The following is a 17,036-nucleotide window of genomic DNA, read 5'->3' as shown; positions in this document are numbered from 1 at the left end:
GGGTGTCGTAGGGTCTTACCCCCCAAAAAAATGCGGCGCTCCATGCCCCCTTCGGTGGGTCCCCCCCCCCCCCCCCCCCCCTACCCTCCCCCCCCCCCCCCCCCCCGCGGCGCGGACGTGTCGTTCGGCGCGTTACCAGCGATACCAGCGGCCCTTACGGCCGCCGCTGTCCGCCGTCCGCACCACGAAGCCGAGCAGCCAGACCACCAGCACGATCACGGCGATCCACCACAGCGCCTTCAGGGCGAAACCCGCACCGAAAAGGATCAGAGCCAGCAGCAGAACGAGAAGCAGGGGGACCATAGTTATCAACCTCCGACGCTCCGGATGCCCGGCCAATCGAAGAACACACAGCTGGTCTCCCTGGTTTTTCCACGGCTCTTATGGACACTCGGCAAGCTTTTCCCCGCTGCATGCGAGTGCGCCGGAGCAGCCCCCGGTTCGCACCCCCGGCCGGGACCGGCTCAGTGCGGCCTACCAGTAGTGGCGCCGGCCGCCGACGGCGTGTCCGATGGAGCCGAGGACGAACAGAATGAGCCCGATGGCGAGAAGAATGATCCCGATCGTCCACAGGATGCCGATGTGCAGGATGAACCCGACGACGAGCAGGATGACACCGAGGGCGATCATCATCGTCTCCTTCCACTACGGCCGACATGGCGGCCTCTGATGGCGGCGCCACTGAGAGTGCCCCGGCCGTTGTCTTGCCTTGTTTGCGACGTCCCGCGTGGCGGTCGCGTCGTCAGGTGGTGAGCAGGCGGTTGAAGAATGAACGGTAGTGGCGCAGCGCCGTGCGCAGGGCTTCCGTATCCGCCTGGCCCCCGCGGTTCCACTGCTCTTCCAGTTCCTTCTTGTGCTCGTCGAAGGTCGTGGCGAGTGTCTGCATGACGCCGGCGACGAGGCTGTCCGCCGCCTGTACGGCCTCGCGGGGATCATCGACGAACGCGTTCTGGATCTTCTCCCAGCGCTTGCGGAAATCCTCCTCGTCCTGCGGCTTCAGCAGCTGCGGCGTCTCGTCGGCGTCCGCGCTCTGCCCAGCCGCCGCCTCCCCCGCCGCGGGGACGTCCGTGTGGCCGCTCGCGTCTGCGCCGCCGGGGGCGATGCCCTCATCGGCCTCACCGGGGAAGACCGGGGGCGATGACGCAGCGCTCGGTGCTTCGTCCGCCCTCTGGCGTGGTTGGGCGAAGTCCTCGGTGGACAGGCCGGTGCCAGAGCTTTCCGGAGTGTTGTCGGACTGCATGTCGCCTCCGTCTGTAGCGCTGTGGACCACCGGCTGTCAGGCCGGGGCGTGGCGGGTCTGGCCGCCGTCGGAGAGCAGCTCGTCGAACAGGGCGCGGTAATGCACCATGGCGCTGCGAAGCTGCTCGGTGGTGGCTTTGTGCCCCGTGCTGAGCGTGTCGATTTCGTGAGCGGCCCGGTAATGCTCCAGGGTGCGACCATGCTCCACGGACAGGTCTTTGAGCTGCTGTTCAAAGCCCTCGGTGGGGTAGCCGCGCGCGTGCATCAACGAGGTCACCAGTTGGTCCGCGTCGTGCACCGCGTCTTCGGGCCGGTCCACGAACTCATGCTGCACGCCGTCCCAGTCCCGTGCGAAGCGGTCACGGGCGGCGTCCGGCAGTGGCTTGATGTCGAGCTCGTCATGACGCTTCGCGCGCTGACTGAGCTCACGCTCGGCGGCGAATTGGCTGTCGGCTCCCTCGACCGTCCGCTCGTACTCCGGGCCGAAACGTTCGCGCAGCCTTCGGCGCCGCATGAAAAGAGCCGCGGCCGACACGATCAAGGCCACCACCACGACAGCGGGAATGATGATCGCAAGAAGGGTTCCTGTAGACATCGGACCGCCTCCCGCCCGGCTACCTGGCTCCCTAAAAACATTTAGGGGCAATTCACCACTATATACCAGAAATAGTCCCGTACCCCACCATCGCGGCAGCTCGTCGCCCGCGCTCAGGCAGCCGACGCGGACGGCTCGGCACCGGTGCCACCGTGCCGCCCTACTCGGCGAACACGCGGGTGCGTCTTCGACTTGGGCAGGACGCGGCTGCCGTGGGCCAGAACGCGGAGTCGTCCGGCACCGTCCACGCCCCGGCCACGCCGAGGCGGCGATGGCGGGCGTGTGCAGCAGGCACTCGAAGGGCCGGCGGCACCGCGGCATCTTCCCGCAAGCGGGCGGCCAACTCGGCCGCCGATAAGCAGGCAAAGGCACACACGTCCCCACCGGAACCGGGCTCGCCACAGCCGAGATGTCCGCCGCCAGATCCCCCCTGGGGAGACCGGGCGGGAGCGGCCAGTCTCTACCCAGGGCTCATCTTCTAGAACTCGTCGTACGTGCGCAGGGTTTGACGGGAGCAGAGAGATCCGACGGAGGCAACTCCCAGCCGGAGCCCCCCGCGGCCGTGGTACGACGCACCCCAGCACCTCACACCAGAAGCGGGCGAGCCGCTTGGGTTCCGCGCAGTCGCTGACGTTGGCGCAACGCGCTCCCATAGTTCGCCGCCGCCCACCGCACCGCTGCGATGGCCGCAGGCTCCCGCCCACGGCAGCCGGCGCGACGGTCCTTGGAGGTTCGACGGACTCGCGCGAGCAGAGCCGTTGCCGTCGTGGACGGCCGACCTCGCGGTGTCCGCGGCGACCCGCAATAGGGTGCCCACAGCCTGGGTGGTCGAAGTTCCCGGCGGCGGCAATCAGTACGCTTCCACGTTGCCACCGATCCCCGGTGATCGCCGTTCATGGTGAGCACGCTGGGAGGCGGATGGCTCGTGACCAGGTGATTCGGGGCGGGAGGTGCCCGGCTCCGCAGCCTCGTGGACCAGGCAGCCGTCGAGCGTCGCACCGAATGTCTCCTTATCGGACGAATAGCACTAAAAGGAACTGGTTACTCCACCAGGAGCCCCCCAGACAGAACGGAGACCGTCCATGGTGATCAAGAAGATGCACGACATGGGCATCCGCAGCGAGCATGCCTACATCGCCGGCCTGGCCTCGATCGGCCTGAGCTTCGCCTCTTGGTGCACGAGCCTCAAGGCCGAGAAGGCCGGGGTCGAGCGCGCCGACCGGTGGGGCATTTTCGTCGGCGAATGGGCACCGACGTTCATCGGGCTCGGCCTCGCGCTCTCCCACTACGAACAGCAGGAAGGCACCCTCAGCGGCTCGCTGCACGCGGTGAAGGACGCCGGCTGACAAGGGCGCCGCGAGCGCGCCCGTCCCGGACCAAGGGTCGGGCGCCCCGGCTGCCAGGGCAGGGGCGCGAGGTGGCGGCGGCCGCGACCTCCGACGGGACGCATGCGGGCCGGTCGCGGGACGGCCGGGCGTTCGTCCCCTCCCGGTGCTCCAGCCGCTTCACGCTCGACGGCTCCGACCGTTCGGAGTCCGGGCCACCGCATGGCTCGGCGTCGGTGAGCTCGAAACCGTCGACGCGTGGCAGCAAGCGGCCGGACAACCCGCCTCCGCCGTTTGAACGGCTCACCGACGCATCAACCGCCGTCTCGTGGCAACCCACGACGGTGATGATCCCGAGCAAGGCAGACAGACCGGCCCCGTCCGGTCGGCCTGCCCGCTTCCCAGAAGGAGATCGCTGTTGTCACAGGTAGAAGAGTCCATCGAGGTCGACGTCCCGGTCGGCACCGCCTACAACCAGTGGACCCAATTCGCTGACTTCCCTCAGTTCATGGAGGGCGTCGAACGCATCGAACAGCGCAGCGACACCCTCACCCACTGGGTGACCAAGATCGGCGGCGTGCGGCGCGAGTTCGACGCGGAGATCACCGAGCAGATTCCCGACGAGCGCGTCGCCTGGACCACTGTCGACGGTGAGGCCAGGCAGGCCGGCGTCGTCACCTTCCACCGCCTGGACGCGGCCCGCACCAAGGTCATGCTCCAGTTGGACTACGACCCCCAGGGCCTCGCCGAGACGGTGGGCGACAAGCTCGGCTTCGTCAAACGGCAGGCCACAGGTGATCTCAAGCGGTTCAAGCAGTTCATCGAGTCCCGCGGCGGTGTCGAGACCGGCGCCTGGCGCGGCGAGGTCTGACCCCGGACGAGCGGCCGGTGCCGATGAGCCTCCGGGCCCATCGGCACCGGCCTCGTCCGAGTTGTCCGCGGGTGCGAAGGAGCCGGACGCGGGCGTCTTCCGGAATGCCGAATCGGTGCGGTGGCCAGGTGCGGTGGCCAGGCGGCCGATGGCGTCGACGACCGGAGACGGCCTCGACGACGACACCGCCCTGCTCGCCCTCGGCGCGGCGGCCCCCGACCCGCAGACGAGAAGCAGCGAATGAGCCGACTGGAGATCACCGCCCGAGACGCTGCCACAGGGCCCGTCCTGGAAATCTGCGGCGATCTCGACTACTCCACCGTCGGCGAGCTGCGTGAACTGCTCCCCGGTGTCGTCCTGCGTCCCGGCCGGCGTCTCGTCCTGGATCTGAGCGGTATGGAGTTCTGCGACTCCAGCGGCATCACCGCCCTGATCGCCGCCCGCGACCACGCCCTCGCCGCGCGGGCGGACATCGCCCTGGCCGCTGTGCCGACCCGTACGATGCGCATCCTGCACATCGTGGGACTGGACCAGGTCATCACCATCCATCCCGGCAGCCAGACCGCCGCCCGCAGCATCGGGGAAGCCGGCCGGGGACGCCCCGGCTGACCGCCGGGGCCGGCCGGGGACGCCTCGGCGCGCGGGGTGCCGGCCGGGCGCCGACCGGCCGGCGTACGGTGGCCCGTTCGCGCGGGAGTCGCTCTCAGCGGGTGGTGAGCAGGAGTTGGCTGGAGCCGTCGGGAAGACCGGCGATGCCGACCTGGTCACCGGCGAAGGACATCGCGCCCCGGATGCCGCGCACCGGCTGGAACGGCGTCCAGTCGCCGTCGCGGTGGCGGAGGGCGTGGTACACCGTTCCGTCGGCTCCGACGGCCGCCGCCTGGCTGTCGCCGTCGGGCATCCCCGTGAGGGAGACCGCGGTGGCCCGCATGGCCCCGCCCTGGGGGCCGGCTGGACGGCCCCAGCCCGTCCAGGTGCCGTCGGCCCGGTGGACGGTGTGCCAGACATCGCCGTCCAGGCCGACCGCGGCGAGTTGGCTGGAGCCGTCGGGCAGTGCGGCGATGGAGAGGGACGGCCCGGCGAAGTCCGGCGCGCCGACGCCCGGTACGGTCGACCAGCCGGTCCAACTCCCGTCGGCGGCACGGGTGTCCAGGCGCATCGATCCGTCACCGCCGTAGACGATGACCTGGGTGGATCCGTCCGGCATACCGGCAGCGGCGACCCTGGTGGCCTTCACCTTGCCGTCGTCTCCCCCGGCCATGGCCGCCCAGCCCTGCCAACTCCCGTCCGGGTGACGGATGTTGTGGTAGACGAAGCCGTCCTTGCCGACCGCCACGACCTGGGAGCTGCCGTCCGGCATGCCCGTGATGGCGATGTCCCGAGCCGCGAAGCCGACGTGTTCGTTGTCCGGGGCAGCCAGTGCGTTCCAGCCCTGCCAACGGCCATCGGCCGCCCGCACGTTGTGCCACACGTTGCCGTCCAGACCGATGCCGAGCACCTGGACGCTGCCGTCGGGCATCCCGGCGACGGCCTGCCGGCTGCCGACGTAGCGGAAGGCGTTCCCGGCACCGGAGAGCGCGTCCGGCGCGGTCCAGGTTCCGTCGGCCTGGCGTGTGGTGTCGTAGAAGGTGTGCGAAGTGATCGTCTGCGGGAGGTTCTTGGCGATGATCTCGCGCTGGAGGTCGCCAGGACCGACACCGTTACGGTTCTGGTTCACATCGTCGGTCATGACGATGTTCATGTTGTCGGTGACGTTGGTGTTGTTCCAGGAGTCGCGCAGTTTCGCCAGCAACTGCCGGTTCAGCTCGTCCTCCAGGCTCAGCAGGAAGTTCTCGGCCTTCCATGCCGAAGTGAGCTTGAGCGCCGCCAGGATCTGGGTGATGGCGGCGTCGGGGATGGAGTCCGTGGGGTCGATCATGGCCTGCTGGACGAAGAACCTGTCCGCCGCGGGGCCGGGGGCCCGGCCCAGCACCTCGTCACCACGCCGGAGCACCGCGTCGAAGGTCTTCTGCGACAGCCGGGGGTCGAGCGCGGCCTTCAGGATGTCCTGCCACGCGCTGCTGACCCCTACGTAACTCCCCCGGTAGTCCTGCACGTCGGGCTGGTGCCAGGCCCACGGGTAGGCCGTGCTGCCCGTGTCGTCGACGATGACCACGTGCTTGCCCGCCGCCATGTACTGGTCGTACGTCGACGTGGGCGCCAGCGAGCCGTCCGCGATGGCCGGATGGCCGGGGCCTCCGCCCACCAGGTCTCCCAGTCGGGTGATGGCGGCGCGGCTGTCCTCCTCGCGGGTCGCGGCCGGGCCGGTGGTCGTCACCCGCAGGATGACGATCTCCCCGGGGTGCGTCCTGATCCACTCGGTCAGCTCGCGTGCCTGGCCGGGGACGACCCCGCCCCGGCCGTCCGGGGCGTCGAAGAACTGCCGGCCCAGTGGGCCGCCGTGGTAGCTGTACCACCGGTCCCCCTGCTTGCACAGGCGCAGGTCCAGGTACCGTGAGCCGGCCTCCAGCTGGTCCACGAGCGAACCGCTCTGAGTGCGCGACATGCTGGCCGCCAGCGCGGGCCACTTGCGCGCGGTGCCGACCGTGTCACCGGCGTCGCACATGCCGCTGTCCCTGGTGATGCCGGCGGTTCCGGCGTCGTGGCTGCCCGGCATGACGATCTGGTTCAGCGGCCGGTCGCCGACCGTGTCCCCCAGCTGTTCCATCCACGAGTCGAGCGCGACGGCTCCGGGCGCGGCCGGAGCCGTGACCGGCGGGGTGGGCGCGCCCGCCGTCCGGGGCTCCGCGACCGCCGGGGCCGTGGCGGAGCCGAGCGTGAGGGCTCCCGCGACGGCGGTCGTGCCGATGACGGCCAGACTTCGCTTCGCCGCCCTGGCTCGTGTGTTCATGTGTCTCTTCCTTCCGCCCGCGCGCTGCGTGGATCCGTCGTCCGCGCAACTCGCCCGCAGGCCATGTCGGTCAGCGTCGGTGCTGGTCTGGAGAGGAGGGGCCCGCGCAGCCGGTACGGGGGCCGGCCGCTCGTCGGCCGCCACGGGGAGCGGTACTCAGCCGTGCGGGGCGGGCGCGAGGGGTTCGCCGGCGCGGTGGGCTCGGACCAGGGCCACGTAGTCCGCGGCCAGTCGGTGGCAGTCGCCGGGCCAGCGGGCGGACACGTAGTTGCCGTCCCGCACCGTGAAGCCGCGTCCGGGGTGCCGGGCGGTGTCCCGGACCGGCAGCCGGGGTCCGGAGAGGAAGTCCGCCGGGTCGGCGAGGGCGGCGGTCACCTCCGCCTGCACCGTGGTGCGGTACGTCCGGTAGTAACGGCCCAGCCAGATCCGGGTGAGGTTCCAGCCCGTCAGTTCCAGCAGAGCGGTCAGGGCGGTCGTCCGTCGTCCGTACAGCACCGAGCGTCCGGTCGCGGGGTCCACGGCGCGCGCCGCCAGCAGCACGCCGTGGCACACCGCGCCCACCGGCAGCCCCCGTGCGAGGGCCTGGGCGAACAGCTCCTGGGCGGTGTGGTCTTCGAGCAGCGTGCGCATGCCCGGAGCATGGCCGCCGGGCACGAACAGCCCCGTCAGTCCACCGGGTTCGACATCGGCGTACGACATGGGCGCCTGGAACCACGGGTCCTCGGTGAGCCGCCGGTAGGCGGCGAGTTCCGCGGAACGGGTCATCAGCCAGGGCGACAGCCAGGAGAACCCCAGCTCGGTGAGTCTGCGGTCGGCGGGTGCCATACGGCCGTTCGGCGTCGCGAACCGTACCTCGGCACCGGCCTGTCGCAACGCCGCCCAGGGCACCGCGGCCTCGGTCGGGTCGTAGTCGCACGAGGGAAGCAGAAAGAGGATCACGGGGTGCTCCTGACAGCGGCGGTGGCGGGGGCGTGACGACGTGGTGGCGAACCGGCGTCCGCCCACGGGCCGACGCCGAGCGGACGCCCGCGCGCGCCGTTCGCGTACCGTCGCGTCCGGAGACGGCGCGCGGGTGTCCGGGCCGCACCGGCCGCGATCCGACCGGCCGGCCCGGCGTCGCGTCGGGCGCACCGGCGTCCCGGCGGATGGACCCGCATCGCCTCGTCCCACCGTTCGTCCGACGCGTGACGGGCCCCGGTGTGCTCGCGCCGACGGCGGTCGTTGGGCCCCCTTGTCCGACCGACGCCACGAACGGCGGGCAGAGCGACGCTACGGGCGGCTCCGGTCCTGCGTCATTCACCCTGGTGGCCGGTTCGTTGGCTTCCGCGACCGGGCTGTGGGAACGGCCCGGCTGCCGCCGATTGACGGCAGGGCGCCCTCCGCCTTCACTGACAGGCATGTCCGACACCACACCGGCCACCGTCACCGCGAGCTATGCGCTCGCGGTCCTTCAGGCCACCGAGGAGGGCACCGACGCGCCGGTGGCCTGGAACTCGCCCACGGACCGCCTGCGGTACCCGGAGATGCGTGCCGTCTGGGACACCGTGCTCGGTGCCCATGGCGCCGACCCGCACACCGGGCTGCTGGTGGGCGACGGCCTCAAGCCGGACAACCTCCACATCCTCGGCCACATCGTCCTCACCAGCGCGAGCCTCGCCGACGCCGCGGACGCGGCCCAGCGTTACCATCCGCTGGTCAGCCAGGCCGGCACGGTCACGCTGCACCGCCACCGTGATGTCAGCCGACTGTGCTACCGGCCCGATGTCGGCCCCGGTGAGATGTACCCCCAGCAGGTCGAGGCCGTCGTCACCGGGATGGTCCGGGCCGCCCGCTGGATCGCCGGGGACGCGTGGGCGCCCTTGGCCGTCTCCTTCAGCCATGCCCGCGCCGGGCTGGCGGAGCGCTACACCCAGGTCCTCGGCTGCACCGTCGGCTTCGACGCACCCGTCAACGCCATCACGGTCAGCAACGAGGATCTCGGCCGGCGCAGGCCGCTGCACGACCCGGCGCTCAACGCGGTCCACCGTGCTTATGCCGAACGCCTGCTGCACCGGCTCTCTCCGGCCGCCACGTCCGTGTCCATGCGGGTGGAACAGTGGCTGAGCCGCACGCCGCTCCAGGGTGTGGGGGTCACCGCACCGGCGCGGGAACTCGGTGTGAGCCCACGGGCGTTGCGCCGCGCGTTGCACGCGGAGGGTACGTCGTGGCGGCTTCTGCTCGACCGGGCTCGGCACGGCCGGACACGGCACCTGCTGGAGACCACGGATCTCCCCCTGGACCGGCTCGCCCGGCTGGCCGGTCTCAGCGACGCGTCGGCCCTCGTTCGCGCCTTCAGACGCTGGGAGGGCGTGCCGCCCGGCGCCTACCGTGACCGGCGGCAAAGCGCCACGGACGCGTCCGGCGCCGCACGCGGCGCCGCGGGGGCGGTCGGGCAGTGACACACGCGCCGACTGTGCCGCCGAGGGCGACGAACGGGCCTTCCGCACAGGGGCGTTCGGGGGACGACGTGACGCGCGTCCCGGTCGCACAACCATGGATGCCGCGGGGCCCGTTCCCCGACGGCCACGGTCTTCCCGGTCACGTGTTCCTGCCCAACGGGTCGACCGTCGCGGCAGCCCAAGCCTTGACGCGTCGCGTGAACCGCGCGGCTGGGAATGTCCCGTCGACGGCGACGTCCTGGATCGTGACGGAGAAACGGGATCGCGGCGCGTCCCGGTGCGGCACGGCCGCGTCCCGGACCGCTCGTACGCGATCGCCTTGCACACGAGGGGAGTTGCAGCGACGAGCATGAGCGACGAGCCGGTTCACTTCGTCGAGGCCGCCCTCCAGGTACGCGTGCAGGAGCGCCCGCGCCATCGCGCCGTGGTCGGCGGGAAGCCGACTGGGGTGCTGGAGCAGGAAGCAGGAGACCGATACCGCGTGCAGCGGCCCCCACGGTGCCTGACGCGAATGGTCCAGGGCGAGCAAGGCGTGGAACAGCTCGTCGCAGGATCGCGGATCCATCGGGGCATCGCACTCCGGGCAAGGTGTCATGCCGTCTCCTCGCGTCCGGGCGTTCGTGGTGGACCAGCGCCTCTTCACGAAATCCTCCGGTCAGCCCACCAGACGGCGCTCTGGACGGGCAAGCACTTCTCCATAACGGCGGTCCGATCGGCCTGCACGGAAATTTATGACCTGCTCACGTCACCAAAGGGACGCCTCCCTGTGACGTGCCGCAACGCCCGAGCCGCAGAGCCCTGACGTAAGGTGCCGGCATCGGTTGCGGATCACGGAAAGAATTCCGCCAGAGAAGTCGAACCGTTCTCACGCCGTGTCCTTGCCGGATTTTCAGACGGCATATCCCATCCACTCGAATTCCCCCCGATCAGGTCTGCACTTCATCAATTTCACGCCATGAATCGGTCGTGAATAAATTGCGGCGGATTGACGAACCGCCGCATGGAACGAGCGCGTCTGACGGTCTGTACAAACGAACCAGCGCCCGTCGGGGCCGAACACCAGAGGCACGACATTGTCTTCGTCCGCACTCGATGCGCCTCATCCTTCCCGCGAACCGGTCGGCCGCAAAGCCCTGTTCCGCTCCGGAGCAGCCGCCTCGCCCCGCACCCTCGTCGCCGTCCTCGATTCCACCGCCGCCAGACACCCCGACGCACCCGCCCTTGACACGGGCACCGAGGTGCTGACCTACCGTCAGCTGTGCGCCGAAGCCGCACACCGTGCACGCCGGCTCTCCGCGCAGGGCGTCGGCCCCGGAGACCGGGTGGGAGTCCGCGTTCCTTCGGGTACCGCGGAGCTGTACCTGTCGATCCTCGCGGTCCTGTACTGCGGAGCGGCCTATGTGCCGGTCGACGCCGACGATCCCGTGGAGCGTGCCGCCACCGTCTTCCGCGAGGCCGGCGTGTGCCGCGTGCTGGGGCCGTACCCGCAGCCCGCGGAGCTGTCGCCGCCGGCGGGGAGCGCGGCGGAGCGCTCGACACCCGCGCCCGGCGACGACGCGTGGATCATCTTCACGTCCGGTTCGACCGGCGCGCCGAAGGGCGTGGCCGTCACCCATCGTTCCGCGGCCGCCTTCGTCGACGCCGAGGCGGACCTGTTCCTGCGCGGCCGTCCGCTGGGCCCCGGCGACCGCGTCCTCGCGGGGCTGTCCGTCGCCTTCGACGCCTCCTGCGAGGAGATGTGGCTGGCCTGGCGCTCGGGCGCCTGCCTGGTGCCGGCCGAACGCTCCCTGGTGCGGGCCGGCCACGAGCTGGGAGGCTGGCTCGACGAGCGTGACATCACCGTCGTGTCCACCGTCCCGACCCTGCTGGCCATGTGGCCCGAAGAGGCATTGCGCCGGGTACGGCTTCTCATCCTGGGCGGCGAGGCCTGTCCTCCCGGCCTCGTCGACCGGTTCGCGGCTCCCGAGCGGGAGATGTGGAACACCTACGGGCCCACCGAGACCACCGTCGTCGCCTGCGCCGCCCGGCTGGAGCCCGGCCGGCCGGTCCGTATCGGGCTGCCGCTGACCGGCTGGGAGCTGGCCGTGGTCGACGAGGCCGGGGAGCCGGTCGCCCACGGGGAGCAGGGCGAACTGGTCATCGCCGGCGCCGGAACCGCGCGCTACCTCGACCCCGCCAAGGACGCGGAGCGCTTCCGGCCGTGCCCGGCGCTTTCCTCGCCGCGCGCCTACCGCTCGGGCGATCTGGTGCGCGCCGATCCCGAGGGACTGGTGTTCCTCGGCCGCGTCGACGACCAGGTCAAGCTCGGTGGGCGGCGCATCGAACTCGGCGAGATCGACGCGGCTCTGCTCGCCCTGCCGGGAGTGCGCGGGGCGGCTGCGGCGGTGCGGTCGACACCGGCCGGTACCCAGGTGCTGGTGGGTTACGTCCTGACGGAGCCGGCCCACGCGGGGCGGGCCGCCTTCCAGGCCGACGAGGCGAGGGCCCTGCTGAGCGAGCGGCTGCCCGCCGCGCTGGTCCCGCTGCTGGCCGAGGTGACCGACCTGCCCACGCGCGCCTCGGGGAAGGTCGACCGGAAGGCCCTGCCCTGGCCGGTCCCGCTGGTCGGCGGCGCGGGCGCCGGGGAGGCGGCGCACCCGTTGCGCGGGACCGCCGCCCGGCTGGCGGACGTATGGGAGCAGTTGCTCGGTCTGCGGCCCGGCCCGGACAGCGACTTCGTGGAACTCGGCGGCACCAGCCTGACCGCGGCCCGGATGGCGTCGATGCTGCGCGAGGAGTATCCGGGGCTGTCCGTCGCGGACCTCTACCGGCACTCGGTGCTGCACAGCATGGCCGACCACCTCGACTCCCTCGCGAGCCCGACGGAGGCCGTACAGCCCGCCCGGCCGGTACCCCGGCGGACCGCTGTCGTGCAGTTCTTCGTCTCCATGGCCGGTTACTTTCTCACCGGGCTCCGGGCGTTGGTCGGCCTGGCGGTGGCGGACAACGTGTGCGGCTGGATCGCGCCGCACGCGTGGGCTCCGCACACGGCGTGGTGGCTGGTCCTCGTGGGCTGGGTGGTGCTGTTCAGCGCGCCGATGCGGTGCCTGATCGGGGCCGGGCTTGCCCGCGCGCTGGCGGGCTCCGTGACACCGGGCGCCCATCCGCGCGGCGGAGCGGTGCATCTGCGGCTGTGGAGCGCGGAACGGGCGGTGGCGGCGTTCGGCGTGCCCTCCCTGCTGGGCACCCCGTGGGCCGCCTGGTATTCCCGGCTTCTCGGCTGCCGGACCGGGCGGGACGTGCGGTTGCACGCCATGCCCCCGGTGACGGGGCTGGCCGACCTCGGCGACGGATGCAGCATCGAGCCGGAGGCGGACATCGCGGGCTGGTGGCTCGACGGTGACACGCTGCACATCGGCCGGATCTCCGTGGGCGCGCACGCGCGGGTGGGCCACCGCAGCACCTTGCTGCCGGACGCGGTCGTAGGACGCGGTGCGGAGCTGACCGCCGGGAGCTGCCTGGACAGCCGTGTCCCGGACGGTCATGTGTGGACCGGCTCCCCGGCCCGGCCGGCCAGGGCCGCCGAACGCATCGCCGGCGCCGGATGGCCCGCGCCGCCGCAGGACCGCCGGCGCCGCTGGCACCTGGCCTACGGGCTCTCCCTCACCGTACTGCCGCTGCTGTCCCTGCTGGCGGCGGCGCCGGCGCTGTTCGGCACCTGGCTGCTGGTCCGCCACACCCCGGCGCTGTCCGGCGCCGCGCTGCGACTGCTCGCCGCCGCACCGCTGTTCGCGGTGACGACCACGGTGTGCGGGATGGCCGTCACGGTGGTTCTCGTGCGCCTGCTGAACCGCTCGATCACACCCGGTCTGCACCGCGCGGACGGTGGAGTGGCATGGCGGGCGTGGCTGGTGACGCGCATCCTCGACGGCGCCCGCGGAAGCCTGTTCCCCTTGTACGCGAGCCTGGCCACACCGCACTGGCTGCGGCTGCTCGGCGCGCGGGTCGGCCGCGGCACCGAGATCTCCACCGTGCTGCCCCTGCCTTCCCTGCTGCGGGTGGACGACGGGGCGTTCCTGGCCGACGACACGCTCGTCGCGCCGTTCGAACTGCGCGCCGGGTGGATGCGGTTGGGGCCCGTGCGCATCGGCACGCGGGCGTTCGTCGGCAACTCGGGCATCGTCGGTCCCGGCCACGATGTCCCCGACCACGGCCTCGTGGGTGTCCTGTCCGACGCCCCGGCCCAGGGCAGTCCCGGAATGTCGTGGATCGGGCGGCCGGCGATGCCGTTGCCGCGCGTGGCCGAAACCGCCGATCCGGGACGGACGTTCGCGCCGCCCCGGCGGCTGGTGGCGGCCCGCGCGGCCGTGGAGCTGTGCCGTCTGCTGCCGGTGATCATCGGCACGCTGCTGGCGGAGGGTGTGCTGCTCACGGAGCAGGCGGCCCTGGACGTCGGCGGGCTGCCTCTGGTGGCGCTCCTGGGCGCTCCCCTGCTGCTGGCCGCCTCCGTGGTGGCGTGTCTGGCCACGACCGGTGCCAAATGGATCCTCGTCGGCCGCTTCCGGCCGTGCGAGCGTCCGCTGTGGTCGCCGTTCGTGTGGCGCAACGAGCTGTTCGACACGTTCGTGGAGGTGCTGGCCGTGCCGTGGGGAATGGGGGCGCACCTGGGAACCCCCGTACTGAACTGGTGGCTGCGCAGCCTCGGCGCGCGCATCGGACGCGGAGTGTGGTGCGAGACGTACTGGCTGCCGGAGACCGATCTGATCCGCCTGGGCGACGGGGTCAGCGTCAATCGCGGGTGCGTCCTCCAAACCCACCTCTTCCACGACCGGGTCATGCGCATGGACACCGTGCACCTGGCGGCCGGCGCCTCACTGGGACCGCACAGCATCGTCCTGCCCGGCGCCGCCGTCGGCACCGGCGCGTCCATCGCCGCGTCCTCGCTCGTGATGCGCGGTGAGACGGTACCCGACGGCACCCGCTGGGCCGGCAACCCCATCGCCGGTGTCCCCACGACCGCAACCGCCGTGCCGCTGGCCGGAGGTGAGGCGGCATGACCCGGTGCAGCCGGCGGGCGGTGATCCGCGGGGCGGCCCTGGTGCCGCTGACGGCGACGGCCGAGGACCAGGGGCGGAAGCGGGCCGAACGCTACTTCTCCACCCACGGGACGTACGACCACCGCACCCTCTCCTACGACCTGAGCCTGGCGTACGACCCGGCCGCCGGCGCGCTGCGGGGCAGGGCGCACATCCGCGCGGTGGCCAACCGGCCGCTGCGCCAGGTCGAGTTGGATCTGGCACGGCTGACCGTGCACGAGGCCCGCGTCGACGGGGCCGCGGTCCGTCCCGGCCGGCGGCGCGGCAAGCTGGTCCTGCCCATGCGGCACCCGCTGGCGGCGGGCACGCCATTCACCATGGAGATCGCCTACGGCGGGCGGCCCGGCCCGGTGCGCACGCCGTTCGGGGAGATCGGCTGGGACCTCACCGGCGACGCGAACGACGGGACGCTGGTGGCCGCGCAGCCGCTCGGCGCCCCGTCATGGTTCCCGTGCAACGACCGCCCGGACGACAAGGCCGAGTACGTGTTCCGGGTGACGGTGCCGCGCGGTCATCAGGCGCTCGCCAACGGCACGCTCGTGGAGCGCCGTTGCACGGGGGCCACCGAGTGCTGGACGTACCACCACGCCGGGCCCATGGCTCCGTATCTCGCCGCGCTGTACACCGGCCGCTTCACCCACGGCACCTGGGAGGCGCGGGACAGCTCGACCGGCCGCCGGATCACCGGCCGCGACGCCTACCCCGCCCGTCTCTCCCGCCGGGCCCGGCACGACCTCGGCCGGCAGCCCGCCATGTTCGCGGCGTTCACCCGCTGGTTCGGTCCGTATCCCTTCGAAACGTATGGCGCGGTCGTCGTGGACGCCGACCTGGACCAGCCGGTGGAGAACCAGACGGCGTCCGTCTTCGGCCGCAACCACATCGACGGCGAGCGCACCTGGGAGACGCTGGTCGCCCACGAACTCGTCCACCAGTGGTACGGCAACAGCGTCAGCCTGCGCGACTGGCGCGACATCTGGCTCAACGAGGGTTTCGCCACCTACGGCGAATGGCTGTGGTCGGAGTCCCTGGGCGAGGATTCCGCGGACACCATCGCGCGCGCGACCTGGCGCACCCTCGCGCAGCGGGGCAAGGGCCTGCGGATCGCCGAGCCCGGCCCCGACCGCATCTTCGACGACCAGGTGTACGACCGGGGCGCGTGCACGCTGCACGCGCTGCGCCTGACGATGGGCGACGACCGCTTCTTCGCGATGCTGCGCGGCTGGCACGACGCCCACCGCGGCCGGAGCGCCGGCACGGCCGCCTTCGTCGCCCACGCGGGCCGGGCCATGCCGTACGTGGTGGAACCCCTGCTGCGCTCCTGGCTCTACGACACCCGCCTGCCGCCCCTGCCCCGACCGGAGCCGGGAAGCGCGAAGAGCTGAAACCGGCGGGCCGGGACGGCCGAACCGAGGGGAGGGCCGAAGGGCGGAGGGAGGGCCACGCGGTTCGGTGCCGGTCTGATGGCGGGTGCGGCCGTGAGCGGGGGCCGGCCCTCCCCCGGCCGGCCGGACCGTCCGTCCGCCACAAGGTCGTACGACCGGTGGCACGTGGTCGCCCCGACTCCGACCGCCCGCGTCTGCCGACCTATTGACGACGCGTCAGGTCAACCTCGACTCCGAGGCCGGCACCGGCAGGCAACCCGACACACAGCAGACGGCCGCGCGGGCTGTCGTACGACAACGAGCGCTGTCGCCGCTGCGCGCTCGGCTACCTCAACACCCAGTCGGTGCCGTCGCGTAGCTGTTGGTCTTGTTGAGCCGCTCTCCGGCGCGGAGCGTCAGCCCGCGCCGCGGTCGAGCCCCGCGGTCGGGGCGTCCTGGGTGGAAGCGGCCCACAGGGACCGGACTTTGCCGAGGTGGCGCCGCATGCATGCCTGTGCGCCCCCGGTGTCGCCGGCCAGCATCAGGTCGAGCAGTTCGAGATGCTCCTCGGCCGACTCCACCAGGCGGCCGCTGGCGTCCAGAGCGGTCAGCCCGTACAGCCGCGAGCGCTTGCGGAGGTCGCCCACCACCTGCACCAGGTGCGTGTTGCCGGCGAGGCCGAGCAGGCCGAGGTGGAAGCGGCGGTCGGCCTCCAGGTAGGCGATCAGGTCGTGTCGCCGGGCGCCCTGGACTATCTCCTCGGCGAGCGGGCGCAGCGCCTCCAACTGCTCGGCGCGCGCGACGTCCGTGACGCGCCCGATGGCGGGGACCTCGATCATCTCGCGGATCTCGGCGTACTCGTCGAGCTCGCGCTCGCTCACCTCGGTGATCCGGAAGCCTTTGTTACGCACCGCCTCGACCAGACCCTCCCTGGTCAGGTCGAGCATGGCCTCGCGCACCGGGGTGGCCGACACGCCGAGTTCGGCAGCCAGGGTGGGCGCGGAGTAGACGACGCCGGGACGCAGTTCGCCCGCGATGAGGGCGGCACGCAGCGCGTTGGCCACCTGGTCGCGCAGGTTCTCCCGAACGGGGATGACGCTGCGGGACGACAAATGACCCATGACCGATCCTCCAGACGTACGCGGGCGCCACTATACAATGTCACGTTGTTCACAACGCGTCTGCTCGTCCTGTCCGCACGCCGAGCCCGGACAACCATCCGCCAACCGACGGCGCCGCCGG

The 17,036-nt window shown here is 71.8% G+C and carries 14 protein-coding genes and 1 pseudogene; 6 read left to right on the top strand and 9 right to left on the bottom strand.

Annotated features, from left to right (window positions below; translation table 11 throughout):
- Positions 1–132 precede the first annotated feature (132 nt).
- From AC069R_RS05255 to AC069R_RS05235, 5 genes and pseudogenes are all read right to left on the bottom strand, one after another.
- Positions 133–303 (bottom strand): DUF5670 family protein, encoded by a 171-nt coding sequence (locus AC069R_RS05255; protein WP_011113206.1) that lies wholly within the window; start codon positions 301–303, stop codon positions 133–135.
- Positions 304–474: 171 nt separating this feature from the next.
- Positions 475–630: a DUF6131 family protein gene (locus AC069R_RS05250; protein WP_397982299.1), complete on the bottom strand. Its 156-nt coding sequence runs from the start codon at positions 628–630 to the stop codon at positions 475–477.
- Positions 631–742: 112 nt separating this feature from the next.
- Entirely contained in the window at positions 743–1,240 is a 498-nt protein-coding gene (locus tag AC069R_RS05245; RefSeq protein WP_478764674.1) for a hypothetical protein, read from the bottom strand.
- A gap of 36 nt (positions 1,241–1,276) precedes the next feature.
- Entirely contained in the window at positions 1,277–1,834 is a 558-nt protein-coding gene (locus AC069R_RS05240) for a hypothetical protein (protein WP_478764672.1), read from the bottom strand.
- 557 nt (positions 1,835–2,391) lie between these two features.
- Positions 2,392–2,487: pseudogene (locus AC069R_RS05235) on the bottom strand (VOC family protein); the annotation flags it as partial.
- A 429-nt stretch (positions 2,488–2,916) separates the two neighbouring features.
- Here AC069R_RS05235 and AC069R_RS05230 point away from each other — a divergent pair.
- The 3 genes from AC069R_RS05230 (at position 2,917) to AC069R_RS05220 (ending at position 4,639) form a co-directional block, all read left to right on the top strand.
- Entirely contained in the window at positions 2,917–3,180 is a 264-nt protein-coding gene (locus AC069R_RS05230; protein ID WP_478764670.1) for a hypothetical protein, read from the top strand.
- A gap of 397 nt (positions 3,181–3,577) precedes the next feature.
- The gene (locus AC069R_RS05225; protein WP_478764668.1) at positions 3,578–4,030 is read left to right on the top strand and encodes an SRPBCC family protein; all 453 of its coding nucleotides are present in this window, start codon (positions 3,578–3,580) and stop codon (positions 4,028–4,030) included.
- Positions 4,031–4,270: 240 nt separating this feature from the next.
- Positions 4,271–4,639 carry an STAS domain-containing protein gene (locus tag AC069R_RS05220; protein ID WP_478764666.1) on the top strand — a complete coding sequence of 123 codons (369 nt, stop codon included), beginning with the start codon at positions 4,271–4,273 and terminating at the stop codon, positions 4,637–4,639.
- 94 nt (positions 4,640–4,733) lie between these two features.
- Here the strand turns inward: AC069R_RS05220 and AC069R_RS05215 are convergent, their stop codons facing one another.
- Together AC069R_RS05215 and AC069R_RS05210 are read right to left on the bottom strand one after the other, a co-directional pair.
- Positions 4,734–6,920 (bottom strand): DUF8189 domain-containing protein, encoded by a 2,187-nt coding sequence (locus tag AC069R_RS05215; RefSeq protein WP_478764664.1) that lies wholly within the window; start codon positions 6,918–6,920, stop codon positions 4,734–4,736.
- Between the two features lie 156 nt (positions 6,921–7,076).
- Complete coding sequence (locus AC069R_RS05210) at positions 7,077–7,859, bottom strand: type 1 glutamine amidotransferase domain-containing protein (protein ID WP_478764663.1); 783 nt, start codon at positions 7,857–7,859, stop codon at positions 7,077–7,079.
- Between the two features lie 458 nt (positions 7,860–8,317).
- On the opposite strand from AC069R_RS05210, the gene AC069R_RS05205 reads away from it, so the two are divergent.
- The gene (locus AC069R_RS05205; RefSeq protein ID WP_478764661.1) at positions 8,318–9,358 is read left to right on the top strand and encodes an AraC family transcriptional regulator; all 1,041 of its coding nucleotides are present in this window, start codon (positions 8,318–8,320) and stop codon (positions 9,356–9,358) included.
- A gap of 139 nt (positions 9,359–9,497) precedes the next feature.
- Here AC069R_RS05205 and AC069R_RS05200 read toward each other — a convergent pair whose 3' ends face one another.
- Complete coding sequence (locus tag AC069R_RS05200) at positions 9,498–9,953, bottom strand: DUF5946 family protein (RefSeq protein WP_478764660.1); 456 nt, start codon at positions 9,951–9,953, stop codon at positions 9,498–9,500.
- Between the two features lie 478 nt (positions 9,954–10,431).
- On the opposite strand from AC069R_RS05200, the gene AC069R_RS05195 reads away from it, so the two are divergent.
- On the top strand, positions 10,432–14,394 hold the full coding sequence (locus tag AC069R_RS05195) for a Pls/PosA family non-ribosomal peptide synthetase (RefSeq protein ID WP_478764658.1): 3,963 nt from the start codon (positions 10,432–10,434) through the stop codon (positions 14,392–14,394).
- A complete protein-coding gene (locus AC069R_RS05190) occupies positions 14,391–15,815 on the top strand; it encodes a M1 family metallopeptidase (protein WP_478764657.1) in 1,425 nt (474 codons plus the stop codon). Before AC069R_RS05195 ends, AC069R_RS05190 begins: the two co-directional genes overlap by 4 nt.
- A gap of 395 nt (positions 15,816–16,210) precedes the next feature.
- Here the strand turns inward: AC069R_RS05190 and AC069R_RS05185 are convergent, their stop codons facing one another.
- Complete coding sequence (locus AC069R_RS05185; RefSeq protein WP_478764655.1) at positions 16,211–16,915, bottom strand: GntR family transcriptional regulator; 705 nt, start codon at positions 16,913–16,915, stop codon at positions 16,211–16,213.
- Between the last annotated feature and the right edge of the window lie 121 nt (positions 16,916–17,036).

This window comes from Streptomyces sp. NPDC043952 (genome assembly GCF_056435325.1).
The sequence above is the reverse complement of the archived record's forward strand: the minus strand, read 5'-3'. Positions and strand labels throughout refer to the sequence as shown.

What these genes read in the sequence shown, in the direction of transcription:
- AC069R_RS05240 (WP_478764672.1), bottom strand. Translation starts at nt 1,834, where the DNA reads ATGTCTACAGGAACCCTTCTTGCGATCATCATTCCCGCTGTCGTGGTG.
- AC069R_RS05215 (WP_478764664.1), bottom strand. Translation starts at nt 6,920, where the DNA reads ATGAACACACGAGCCAGGGCGGCGAAGCGAAGTCTGGCCGTCATCGGC.
- AC069R_RS05255 (WP_011113206.1), bottom strand. Translation starts at nt 303, where the DNA reads ATGGTCCCCCTGCTTCTCGTTCTGCTGCTGGCTCTGATCCTTTTCGGT.
- AC069R_RS05245 (WP_478764674.1), bottom strand. Translation starts at nt 1,240, where the DNA reads ATGCAGTCCGACAACACTCCGGAAAGCTCTGGCACCGGCCTGTCCACC.
- AC069R_RS05250 (WP_397982299.1), bottom strand. Translation starts at nt 630, where the DNA reads ATGATCGCCCTCGGTGTCATCCTGCTCGTCGTCGGGTTCATCCTGCAC.
- AC069R_RS05190 (WP_478764657.1), top strand. Translation starts at nt 14,391, where the DNA reads ATGACCCGGTGCAGCCGGCGGGCGGTGATCCGCGGGGCGGCCCTGGTG.
- AC069R_RS05185 (WP_478764655.1), bottom strand. Translation starts at nt 16,915, where the DNA reads ATGGGTCATTTGTCGTCCCGCAGCGTCATCCCCGTTCGGGAGAACCTG.
- AC069R_RS05200 (WP_478764660.1), bottom strand. Translation starts at nt 9,953, where the DNA reads ATGACACCTTGCCCGGAGTGCGATGCCCCGATGGATCCGCGATCCTGC.
- AC069R_RS05220 (WP_478764666.1), top strand. Translation starts at nt 4,271, where the DNA reads ATGAGCCGACTGGAGATCACCGCCCGAGACGCTGCCACAGGGCCCGTC.
- AC069R_RS05230 (WP_478764670.1), top strand. Translation starts at nt 2,917, where the DNA reads ATGGTGATCAAGAAGATGCACGACATGGGCATCCGCAGCGAGCATGCC.
- AC069R_RS05205 (WP_478764661.1), top strand. Translation starts at nt 8,318, where the DNA reads ATGTCCGACACCACACCGGCCACCGTCACCGCGAGCTATGCGCTCGCG.